Annotated in this window: 10 protein-coding genes and 1 pseudogene; 4 read left to right on the top strand and 7 right to left on the bottom strand. The window is 43.4% G+C overall.

Translation table 11 applies throughout. The annotated features are described in order from the left end of the window. Positions 1 to 81: 81 nt before the first annotated feature. From F6J94_RS23180 to F6J94_RS34385, 3 genes and pseudogenes are all read right to left on the bottom strand, one after another. Complete coding sequence (locus F6J94_RS23180) at positions 82 to 951, bottom strand: hypothetical protein (RefSeq protein ID WP_293044531.1); 870 nt, start codon at positions 949 to 951, stop codon at positions 82 to 84. 172 nt (positions 952 to 1,123) lie between these two features. Further along, a pseudogene (locus F6J94_RS23175) lies at positions 1,124 to 2,502 on the bottom strand (RNA-guided endonuclease InsQ/TnpB family protein). Between the two features lie 274 nt (positions 2,503 to 2,776). Continuing rightward, entirely contained in the window at positions 2,777 to 3,013 is a 237-nt protein-coding gene (locus F6J94_RS34385) for a ribbon-helix-helix protein, CopG family (RefSeq protein WP_367142259.1), read from the bottom strand. Between the two features lie 259 nt (positions 3,014 to 3,272). Between F6J94_RS34385 and F6J94_RS23170 the strand changes: the two genes are divergently transcribed. The 3 genes from F6J94_RS23170 to F6J94_RS23160 all read left to right on the top strand — a co-directional run bounded on the left by F6J94_RS23170 (position 3,273) and on the right by F6J94_RS23160 (position 5,421). Then, positions 3,273 to 3,503: a hypothetical protein gene (locus F6J94_RS23170; protein WP_293044529.1), complete on the top strand. Its 231-nt coding sequence runs from the start codon at positions 3,273 to 3,275 to the stop codon at positions 3,501 to 3,503. Positions 3,504 to 3,562: 59 nt separating this feature from the next. Next, positions 3,563 to 3,697, top strand: coding sequence for a hypothetical protein (locus F6J94_RS23165; RefSeq protein ID WP_293044527.1), 135 nt, complete (start codon positions 3,563 to 3,565; stop codon positions 3,695 to 3,697). Between the two features lie 155 nt (positions 3,698 to 3,852). Further along, positions 3,853 to 5,421 carry a DASH family cryptochrome gene (locus F6J94_RS23160; RefSeq protein ID WP_293044525.1) on the top strand — a complete coding sequence of 523 codons (1,569 nt, stop codon included), beginning with the start codon at positions 3,853 to 3,855 and terminating at the stop codon, positions 5,419 to 5,421. A gap of 267 nt (positions 5,422 to 5,688) precedes the next feature. Here the strand turns inward: F6J94_RS23160 and tnpA are convergent, their stop codons facing one another. Then, a complete protein-coding gene (gene tnpA / locus F6J94_RS23155) occupies positions 5,689 to 6,102 on the bottom strand; it encodes an IS200/IS605 family transposase (RefSeq protein WP_293044523.1) in 414 nt (137 codons plus the stop codon). Positions 6,103 to 6,166: 64 nt separating this feature from the next. Here tnpA and F6J94_RS23150 point away from each other — a divergent pair, with 64 nt between their 5' ends. Continuing rightward, positions 6,167 to 7,393, top strand: a complete 1,227-nt coding sequence (locus F6J94_RS23150) for a transposase (RefSeq protein ID WP_293044521.1) — start codon at positions 6,167 to 6,169, stop codon at positions 7,391 to 7,393. A gap of 53 nt (positions 7,394 to 7,446) precedes the next feature. On the opposite strand, the gene F6J94_RS23145 is transcribed toward F6J94_RS23150, so the two are convergent. The 3 genes from F6J94_RS23145 to purF all read right to left on the bottom strand — a co-directional run bounded on the left by F6J94_RS23145 (position 7,447) and on the right by purF (position 10,088). Next, positions 7,447 to 7,794 (bottom strand): DUF1815 family protein, encoded by a 348-nt coding sequence (locus F6J94_RS23145; protein WP_044492888.1) that lies wholly within the window; start codon positions 7,792 to 7,794, stop codon positions 7,447 to 7,449. A gap of 324 nt (positions 7,795 to 8,118) precedes the next feature. Continuing rightward, entirely contained in the window at positions 8,119 to 8,331 is a 213-nt protein-coding gene (locus F6J94_RS23140) for a DUF2839 domain-containing protein (RefSeq protein WP_075897373.1), read from the bottom strand. A 266-nt stretch (positions 8,332 to 8,597) separates the two neighbouring features. After that, entirely contained in the window at positions 8,598 to 10,088 is a 1,491-nt protein-coding gene (gene purF, locus F6J94_RS23135) for an amidophosphoribosyltransferase (RefSeq protein WP_293044515.1), read from the bottom strand. Between the last annotated feature and the right edge of the window lie 324 nt (positions 10,089 to 10,412).

The following is a 10,412-nucleotide window of genomic DNA, read 5'->3' as shown; positions in this document are numbered from 1 at the left end:
CGGAATACATCTTAATAATTATTTTGAGTCAATACTGGATGGAGAATACCTCAAAAAATATACTCCTAGTTCAGAGTATACCTATTGCGAAATACCGGAGGATTTAAAAAAATTATTAAGATGTATTCCGCCAATATCATCTATCTGGTTTAATTCTTTTTGAATTTCATGTTTAACAGTTTTTCCATCACGAAATGCCTTACTGGCTTGAATGCTTCTCCTATCCTTTTGTCTTAATATTTCTTTTAAATTGGGATAATTTTTGAGTTTTAAATAATAAATTCCTTCAAATAAGTCCCAGGTGTAAACTTGAAGGTCAACATTGGGTTGAGCATCTTTGATTTCAAAGGGCAAAGAAACTATAAAAATAACACTTTTAATTTTAGGGTCACGAATTTGGAGATTTCTCTCCAGACTTAAATTTAAAACTTGTTGCTCATCTTCCCTAGACCATTTCCAAGCTAAGCAACTAGCTTTTTTATAAACCCATCCGTCGTTATGGTTATCAATACGTCTGATATAAAAACTTTTAGCTTGATGAGAAAATGTTAATAATGTTACAATCTTGGGAGTATATCTATGATTCAGTAAACTATTGGTATCTGGAATTTCTTGTCTTGAGTTTACAGGAATTCTCAAGACAAGCTTTTGAGGTGAGCATTCTTGATTGCCAAAAATCTCGTTATAGATAGGCTCATTAGACTGCACACTTATACTTCGAGCTTCTTCAGTTTGAATGTGACAGGGACTAATTTGAGTGGTACAGGAGTGTAGCCCGATACTATTGAAGATAAGAGTGACAAGAATTCCTAGATAGCGGTGCGACCCCGGCGAGGTTCCTTCGCCATGGGAACGCGCACCAAGACATCGGAAGAGTTTATTCATGCAAAACTGTATCATGAAATGACTTGAAAGATGCTGTACGCTAGCACTTTCCAGTTGAGCGTTCATGCCTACAGGATTACCTAAGGAATCTTTTGCCGACCTGGGACGATCTATGATGGAAAGGATATGCGATCGCGTTAGATGCATCTCACTAATGATCTTCTAAGGTCACCGCAGACTTCCGGATTGTTGGCAAAATTAGCATTAAGTCGTTTTTTCAACTCCTCTAGTAGCCCTTCTAGCTCCTTAATTTATACTTCCGCTTCTGCCTTGCGATTCCAACCTGATTGGATCTCTGATTGACACTCCCCACGGCGCTTATGCCGGGGGATTCTTGGATCGTAGACCCGTCTTGCTCGACCAGGCCGGAGCCAGGAAGAGTAGAGGACAGATCTCCCCAAGCGTTTTGGAAGGTTCCGGTGTGCCCCACCGTACCCAAGGCTCTACTTAAGATATTTCGAGCGGCGTTGTGGTCTCGATCTAACTGACATCCACACTTGCAAACATGGGTTCTAGTTGATAACGATTTCTTGACCACTTCGCCACAGTTGGAACAATTCTGACTTGTATAAGCTGGATTCACTGCAACAGTTATCCGACCAAACTTTTTCCCAAAATATTCCAACCATTCCCGGAACTGATACCAACCTGCATCATTGATAGACTTGGCAAGACAGTGGTTTTTAACCAGGTTCTTAACCCTCAGATCTTCATAGGCGACCAGGTCGTTAGACCGGATTACGCAACTTGCCGGAGACGAAACCTTAGAATAAAGAAGCCTTAATAACAAAGATTTAACCCTTTTCTGCATAGCCGACTAACCATAAAGGCTTCTTTATTCTTACGGTAACTTCTAACCAGTCTCTTGGCATGTTCTTCACGTTGCCTACTTATTTTGAGGTGTGTCCTGCCTAGTCTATTAATGGCTTTCTTTCGGTTAGCAGAGCCTTTCTTTTTTCGAGAAACCCGACGCTGATAAAACCTTAAACGTTTCTCACCTTTTCGGTAAAATCTAGGATTAGGCTCGGAATGTCCATCAGAGTCTGTATAAAATTCTTTTAGTCCGACGTCTAGGCCAACAGTAAAACCAGTAGCTTCTAATTGCTCATAATTGTCTACTTTGACACAAAACTGGACATAGTACCCATCGGCTCTTTGAACAATCCGAACTCGCTTAATTAGCTTCTGGTCGAAACACCACAAGTCCCAGGTACCTTTGAGCTTGACTTGCCCAATGCCTTTCTTGTCGGTAAATTTTATGAACTTCTTATCTGGGGATAACTTCCATCCAGATTGCTTATACTCGACTGACCTAGAATGTTTCTTAAAGCGAGGATAACCCTTCTTCCCAGGGACTTGATTCTTGCAGTTATCAAAGAAACGTTTGATAGCACGTTCTACGTTCTCAACAGAGGCTTGACAAGCATGACTATTGAGGTCTTTAACAAACTTGAATTCATCTCTTAATTGAGTGTTATAGCGATAGAGTTCTTTCTTTCGGGTCCCACGATTGTCCATCCAGTACCGAAGTACCTTGTTGCGGACAAAACGAGCCGTTCTAATAGCTTCATTTATTGCTAACTTTTGAGGCTCTTTGAGAACAGCATTGAACTCCATAACCAACACTTAAAATCACCTCCTTGGTATTGATATCTTGCTTTCTATTATAGTCGATATTCTAGCACAAAAGTTCCTGGGTGGTTAGGGAATAAATTCCCTGCGGGCTAACCCCATGGTTTGAAGTTACCGTAAGGAGAGTGGAGCCTTAATCAATAAGTTTTAACCTTTTTATGCATAGCCTGCCAACCATAAAGGCTCCACTCTCCTAAGGTTTCGTCTCCGGGATAGAATCCAGGGGCTTGCGCCCTTAGATTTTTCGGTCAAAAATACCCTAGGTGCGCTTTCCGCATCTAATTATTAAATTCGCGCTTTGGTGCGAGCCTAGGCTCGCGTCTTTCGGCAAAGCCGACGCGGGGCGCGAACGGGCGCGCACCTCCAGCATTTGTGTCTGGGCAACCAGACTAGGATCATCTTGACTTCTAGCAAACTGCTCTACCAACTCGCTGCGACTGCTCTTCAACCTCTTGGCCAATTTGTCTAGTTTCTTAATGCTGCTTGGCGTTAGCATGTTTGTTGACTCGGATTTTATATTCTCCTTGTGTTGTCTGTGTGCTTCTCATTCCTTGGGCTCATCGCCTACACACCCAAGTTATATCAGAAGCTTATTTTAAGCATAGACACTTGATAACTTAATTAACATAATTACACCATGTATTGGAATTAAGTCTGTGGATTTAAGTCTGTAAGTAGCCCATCACTCGGTTCGATGAAAATGGGACTACAAAACTTTACCTAGAATACAACAAGCAATTAATAGGAGTGCATCAATGAGCTATAAAGACGAACTATTTCCTTGGCGCATCATCCGCCATCTGCCTAAATGCCAGCGAATCGTTGTTGCTCGCTTTCGCCGCCGCAATCAAGCAGAAGCCCATCTGCAAGCACTGCGCTGCTTAATACCAGATGCTCGCTTCACCCTCATGTTCGACATCACACTAGATGACATTATCCCAGCTATCGCTATGACACAGCACTCATCTCAACCAAATCATCAATAAAACCAAATTCTTGGCTCTAATCACTGTTTTATTTCGCCGCATTAAAGCGCCTAGGAAGTTTGCCATTACTAAGCGCCAAATTGCCAGACTTAGGAGCATTCCTGAATCCTGGATTGTCAAAATCTAGTTTTGGTTTTATGTTCTGTTTTTCGATGGCCTTTAGGCCACGCTACGCGAACGCCGAGACACAGTAGAACAATTGATGAGCAAGGATTAAGCTGGTAAACTGGAAAAACGCACTACTAGCGAATAGCTACAGCAGTTGCAGCATGCCATCTAATGGGACTACAAAAAGCTGCAACTTCAAAAAGCACCCCTAACCATCAGATGACATAAGGGCTACGGCCTAATGGGATTTTCGCGCTTTCGTGGATCTTGGGAAAATCAAACAAAACCGACCTCAGCCACTGTGAATCAAAAACTTATCCTGATCTGGTATCGCAACGATTTACGGATCCATGACCATGAGCCATTCTATCAAGCTGTCCAGGAAAAAGCTCAAATTATCCCCCTGTACTGCTTTGATGAGCGACAATTTGGTACTACCTCCTTTGGTTTCCCAAAAACCGGTGCATTTCGCGCTCAGTTTTTGCTCGAAAGTGTAGCGGACTTGCGGAATTCTTTGCGATCGCTTAACCCTGCCAATCTCAGGAAATCTGTTGGTAGTAATCTTGGTAGTAATTTAGTGGTGCGCCGGGGTTTACCCGAACAGATTATCCCATCTTTAGCAAAAGAACTAGGAATCTCAGCAGTTTACTATCACCGGGAAGTCACCTCAGAAGAGTTAGCCGTCGAATCCGCACTCAAAAAGGCGCTTGCTCAAATTGGCGTAAAAGTCAAGTCGTTTTGGGGCACTACCCTATTCCACATCGATGAATTGCCCTTTGGTATTCCCCACATTCCCGAAGTATTTACCCAATTTCGCAAGCAGGTGGAGAAATCTTCCACAGTTTATCCCACCTTCCCCACTCCCAAAACTCTACCACCCTTACCTAAGGTAGATGTTGGTGAATTGCCTCAGTTAGCTGACTTGGGACTTGAGCCACCAGTCCCTGATCAACGGGCAGTGTTAAAGTTCAAAGGTGGGGAAGCAGCTGGACTAGCCAGACTAGATCACTACGTCTGGCAAAAAGACTGTCTTAAGCGTTACAAACAAACCCGAAATGGCATGTTGGGAGCAGATTACTCCTCCAAATTCTCCCCCTGGCTAGCTTTGGGTTGTCTATCGCCTCGTTATATCTATCAACAGGTTCAGGAGTACGAAACACAACGAGTTAAAAACGACTGCACTTATTGGTTAGTCTTTGAGTTACTGTGGCGCGACTATTTCCGATTGATCTGTGCCAAGCATGGTAATCGAGTGTTTCGCCAATCTGGATTACAGGGAGTAAGCATACCATGGAAGGTGGACTGGAAGAGATTTGACCTGTGGACCGAGGGAATGACTGGTTTTCCCCTAGTGGATGCCAATATGCGGGAATTAAAAGCCACAGGCTTTATCTCCAATCGGGGTAGACAAAATGTTGCCAGTTTCCTGACCAAGAATCTGGGGATAAACTGGCAGATGGGAGCGGAGTGGTTTGAGTCGCTGTTGATTGACTATGATGTGTGTAGCAATTGGGGCAACTGGAACTACACAGCTGGGGTAGGCAATGATGCTCGTGGTTTTCGCTATTTTAATATTCAGAAACAATCCAAAGATTATGATCCCCAGGGAAAATACGTCAAACATTGGCTACCCGAACTTACTTCTGTCCCTGCTAGGAAAGTCCATGAACCCTGGACATTATCATCGGATGACCAAAAGCGCTATGGGCTAAGAATAGGGGTAGACTATCCTCAGCCTGTAGTGGATTTGTGGAAGTCGGTCAAGCAAAATGAGAAGGTATACAATGCTGCTCTTAGCCATCGGTCTTAGCGGTTGGTACAGCAATCTATGGGCTTTTCCTTTCGATGAAGTATTTCCAGTTAAGTGTTGACAGTCAATAGTTAACTTTCAACACTCAATTAGTCAGCCATCAATTAGGCAGCCATCAATTTTTCCCTTTCGCTGTTGATGTTGATCAAAACACAGATAGACAGAATTATTATATAGATAAAACTGTGCTATATATCTGTGTTTAGCTGAACCCGCGAGAAGCCCCACACTCATGCGCAGCATGAGTGTGGGATGAATCGCGGATGGCTATTCCTTTGGCCTTTCCTGGTTCTCTATGTAATTCTTAAGCTGCGTTATAGTAACTCCACCACAGCTAGCTACAAAATAAGAACTATTCCATACGACGTTTTTGCTATAGAAGCGACTCAAGACATCATTGAATTGCTGTCTAAGCTTTCGAGAGCTAACTGACTTTAAGTTATTAACCAAATTACTGAGCTGAATGTCTGGATGGTATTGAAATAGGAGATGGACGTGATCCGACTCTCCATTGAATTCCACCAGATCACCATCCCATTTTTCTAATAGATCAGCAAAGATATCGTGCAATTCCTGCAACATGCCGTCAGTAAATACTTTTCGGCGATATTTTGTTGTCAAAACCAAGTGTGCTTTGAGGTCACTTACGGATCTTCCTTTTGTGGCAAACTTTTTCTTCATGGAACTGTTGACACCTTCTCTAAGTCAGTGTTACACTAATAGCATACACTGATAAAAGGACATCGTGAGAATCGCCTACCAGTATAGGTTGCGACCATCAAAGAAACAAAAGGTAGTCATAGATAGCTGGCTGTCGATGCTTTGTGCTCAATACAACTACTTACTGGCGGATCGATTTAATTGGTACGAGGCGAATCGTTGCTCTATTAATGCCTGTCCTCTTGTCTGTCATTTGCCCGAGCTAAGAGATAATCCAGATTACTACAGTCAAAAAAAGACCTTACCAGGTCTGAAAAAGACTCATCCCTGGTACAAGGAGATCCATTCACAGGTACTTCAGGATGTCGTAAAGAGGGTTAAATTGGCTTTTGATAGATTCATAAAAGGAGATAAAAACGGAAACAGAAGCGGTAGGCCAAGATTCAAGAAAAGGCATCGTTATCGCACTTTTACTTACCCTCAGATGAAGGAAGGGTGCTTACAAGGATATCTAATTGATTTACCTAAAATAGGGAAGGTCAAGATTGTTTTACATCGCCCTATCCCTGATGGGTTCAAGATTAAAACAGCTTCCATCACTAAAAAGTGCGATGAGTTTTATCTTGTTTTGTCCCTTGAGGATAAGACTGTCCCTGAAGTTAAATCTGATATTAATCCTGACTCAATAGTAGGTATCGATGTAGGTCTTAAAGAATTCTTGACCACTTCCGAAGGGGAGAGGGTAGGAATTCCTCAATATTATCGACGGTCTCAGAAAAGGCTAAAAGTCATCCAGAAGAGAGTATCTCGACGAAAAAAAGGAGGAAAGAATAGATTTAAAGCTGTTAAGCAACTCGGGAGGCAGCATAAGAAAGTAGCGGACAAACGGAAAGACTTCCACTTTAAGACCGCCAATTATTTGCTGTCAAAATATGACGTGATTGCTCACGAAAAGTTAAACGTCAAGGGACTGGCTAAAACCCGATTGGCTAAATCTGTATTGGACGCTGGGTGGTCTAGCTTCCTGACAATCCTGGCAAGCAAAGCCTTAAATGCTGGCTTGTTAGCGATTCCAGTAAGTGCTCAGAATACTTCACAGAATTGTTCCAGTTGTGGCAAAAAAGTCCCTAAAAAGCTGCACGTTCGGTGGCATGATTGTCCTCACTGCGGTTGCAGTTTGGACAGAGATCATAATGCAGCAATAAATATTAAAAACAGAGCGGAAGGGCAGTCCGTTCTTAAAGCCCAGCGCCTCCTAAGGGATACCCGGATTGGCTGGGAAGCCTACACTGAACCTGCAAGGTCAGTGTAGGAGCTGTCACCAATCCTGGTTGGATTCCTGTTTTGCCTTACTCAGTTCTAAGGTCACGGCACTGGTAACTTAAGGGCAGGGTGAGATTCTGAAGGACGAATTCGGTATTTAACCAGATTGGCAAGATCTTGTAGTTGACCAATTGCTTCAGCACCTTCCAACTTCATCAGTTCTCGGTCATCGCGCATTTCAGTCCAAGTGATCCCGTAATCTGAAACCAAAAATCGAATCAGGTGATTGTCCCCCAAGCTAACCATAAACGATGCGCTATTCATCTGCCCACCACAGGTGTAGCAGGAGGCTAAATAGCCTTGGTTTTCTAGTACAATTGCCAACGCCTGGAGATTCATTACTAAATCTCTGACAAATTGACGGTGCTCCTCTGCAAGTCGTATAAACACGTCTGTTCTCCAAACACCACTCCTAGATTTTAGAGCTTCTATTGTTTATTAAAAATTTAATCTTCATGTTTCAATATAAATCAGGATAGAATTGGGGGATTTTTATAAAAAATAGACTGTTGTCAATCTTTTCCTTAATCTCTTGCCTTGTTCTATCCCAAAATCAACCTGTCGGTCAAGGCAAACTGGCTCCCTTGTCACAATTTTCATGAGTCAAGGGATATACATTAGTAGTTTCTATATGTTTATCGAAATTCTTTAATTAACCTAACTACCAGTTGAAGTACAACCGATAGTTCCGTGTGATTAGGGAGTCGCACGATGTTAATTTACTTGCCACCAACCAAATCCAGGTCCTATAAATCTAACCGTTAGCCAGAAGACAATCATAAACACAATACCAGCCCAAGCTCCCCTAGTGGTCCATTTAACAAACTGCTCACCCTGACTTTTAGTTATCGGGAGCCATGGAAATATGTTGGCTTCTTTCCCGTAGTCTTCTCCCAGTGCTGCTTTACGGCGTTTTGCTTCACCCATAATCGTTTTTAATCACTCAGTGATAATCATAACCTATGCATTGAACAATGGTGGGCGTGAGCAGAGGTGGTGTATAATTTCTTAACTTTAGGGGATGATCAGCATTGGCAACCTCAATAAATTTACTAAGTCGCCAACAGTATCATCACGGCTGCCCTTATCCCCCCGAAGATCGGGGGGCAGGTAAAAGGCAAAGGGATTAGGATAATTTCTTCAGCGTTTTATCAGTGTGGTGCCACCTTTTACCTTTTACCTTCAAATTACCTTCAAACCTGTACCTCTTCCAGCATCAATTTAGAACGCTTGAGTTCTTCTGAAAGGGGAACAGGGTAATGACCTGTGAAACACGCAGAACAAAAACTGTTGGAGTCTTGCGCTGTGGCTAGCATCATTCCCTCCCAACTAAGATAAGCGAGGGAATCCACACCAATATAATTGGCTATTTCTGCCACTGACTTGGTGGCGGCAATCAGTTGCTGTTGGTTATCCGTGTCTATTCCAAAGAAGCAAGGATGAGTAACTGGGGGCGATGACACTCGCATATGTACCTCAGCCACACCTGCATCACGCAAAGCTTTGATAAGTTTGCTGCTGGTGTTTCCTCGAACAATGGAGTCATCTACTAGTACCAGTCGTTTACCAACTAAGACATCTTTGAGGGGATTAAGTTTCATGCGGATGCCAGTTTCTCGCATACTCTGAGTGGGTTGGATAAAGGTACGACCTACATAGCGATTTTTAATCAGTCCCTCTCCATAAGGAATACCGGACTCTCGGGAAAAGCCGATAGCTGCAGGGACACCAGAATCGGGTACAGCAATCACCATGTCCGCATCTGGTGTTGACTCTCTTGCCAGCTGACGCCCCAGGCGTAACCGATAGCTAAACACAGTTTGATCATCCATTACGCTATCAGGGCGAGCAAAGTAAATCATCTCAAAGATGCAAACTTTGCGCTCTGGCTTTTGACTCCAGTGGAAGGAAGCAATGCCTTCGTCATTAATCCACACTAATTCTCCCGGTTCCACATCCCGCAGATACTCAGCACCGATAATGTCTAAACCACAGGTTTCTGATGCTAGGACATAGCCCCCAGAATTCTCACCTAAGGTGCCAATCACTAGAGGGCGAATGCCATTGGGGTCACGAACACCCATTATTCCAGCGGGTGTGCCAATCACTAAACTAAACGCTCCTTGGCAAGATTGAAAGGCACTCACTGCTGCTTCCAACCACCCTTTGCCATGGTTAACCTCTGTCGCGATCGCTAGGGCGATTAGTTCTGAATCCGTAGTGGTCATCAAGTTCGAGTTATGCTTTAGTAAATCATCACGTAATTGCATAGTGTTGACCAAGTTACCGTTATGAGCCAAAGCCAAAGGTCCTAAGGGAGTTTCCACCACGGCTGGTTGAGCATTAGCGATGTGGCTAGAGCCAGTGGTAGAGTAACGGTTATGACCAACTGCTATCTGACCAGGTAGCTGAGCCAAAATTTCTTCATTAAAGACCTGGGAGACTAGCCCCATATCCTTGTAGACATGCAGCTGCTTGTCATCAAAGGTAACAATCCCTGATGATTCCTGACCTCGGTGCTGTAGGGCAAATAGACCAAAGTAAGTCAGCTTAGCGACATCTTGCTCTGGTGCATAGATACCAAAGACTCCGCAAGCTTCCTCTGGCTTGTCCAAGTGCTGGGGATAGTCATCCTTGGACTGATCACAATATTGGTCAGAGGAAAGGGATTGGTTGGGCTTCATAACTATTATGGCTTGCTCCTAATTGCGGCATGAAGTCGGTGGAACCTAAATCCTCTGAGGATTGGTTCTGTATATTTAATTAAACTTAATGTTTCCTTAACGATATCACCTATAGGATATTATTGTGCTTCAATGTCGGCAATTGCTGGATATTCCTATGGCGGTTACTGCATTTTGCCCCCCGAAACCAAAGCTAAAACATAGCGCCTGCCTGACTTCGCACTGACGCGCTATAGTTACGAAATCCAAATCCCATTCCGGTTCCCTCAACCCAATACAAGGGGGTAAGACTTGGTGTTTTAAAGCCATTAGACACAAAGCAGA

Origin of the sequence: Moorena sp. SIO1F2, assembly GCF_010672755.1 — a bacterium.
Taxonomy (GTDB): domain Bacteria; phylum Cyanobacteriota; class Cyanobacteriia; order Cyanobacteriales; family Coleofasciculaceae; genus Moorena.
This window is presented reverse-complemented; position numbering and strand designations above follow the sequence as displayed.

Bases quoted from the DNA above. Each gene is read 5' to 3' on its own strand.
- F6J94_RS23170 (WP_293044529.1), top strand. From the start codon at position 3,273: ATGAGCTATAAAGACGAACTATTTCCTTGGCGCATCATCCGCCATCTG.
- tnpA (WP_293044523.1), bottom strand. From the start codon at position 6,102: ATGAAGAAAAAGTTTGCCACAAAAGGAAGATCCGTAAGTGACCTCAAA.
- F6J94_RS34385 (WP_367142259.1), bottom strand. From the start codon at position 3,013: ATGCTAACGCCAAGCAGCATTAAGAAACTAGACAAATTGGCCAAGAGG.
- purF (WP_293044515.1), bottom strand. From the start codon at position 10,088: ATGAAGCCCAACCAATCCCTTTCCTCTGACCAATATTGTGATCAGTCC.
- F6J94_RS23160 (WP_293044525.1), top strand. From the start codon at position 3,853: ATGGGATTTTCGCGCTTTCGTGGATCTTGGGAAAATCAAACAAAACCG.
- F6J94_RS23180 (WP_293044531.1), bottom strand. From the start codon at position 951: ATGAACGCTCAACTGGAAAGTGCTAGCGTACAGCATCTTTCAAGTCAT.
- F6J94_RS23140 (WP_075897373.1), bottom strand. From the start codon at position 8,331: ATGGGTGAAGCAAAACGCCGTAAAGCAGCACTGGGAGAAGACTACGGG.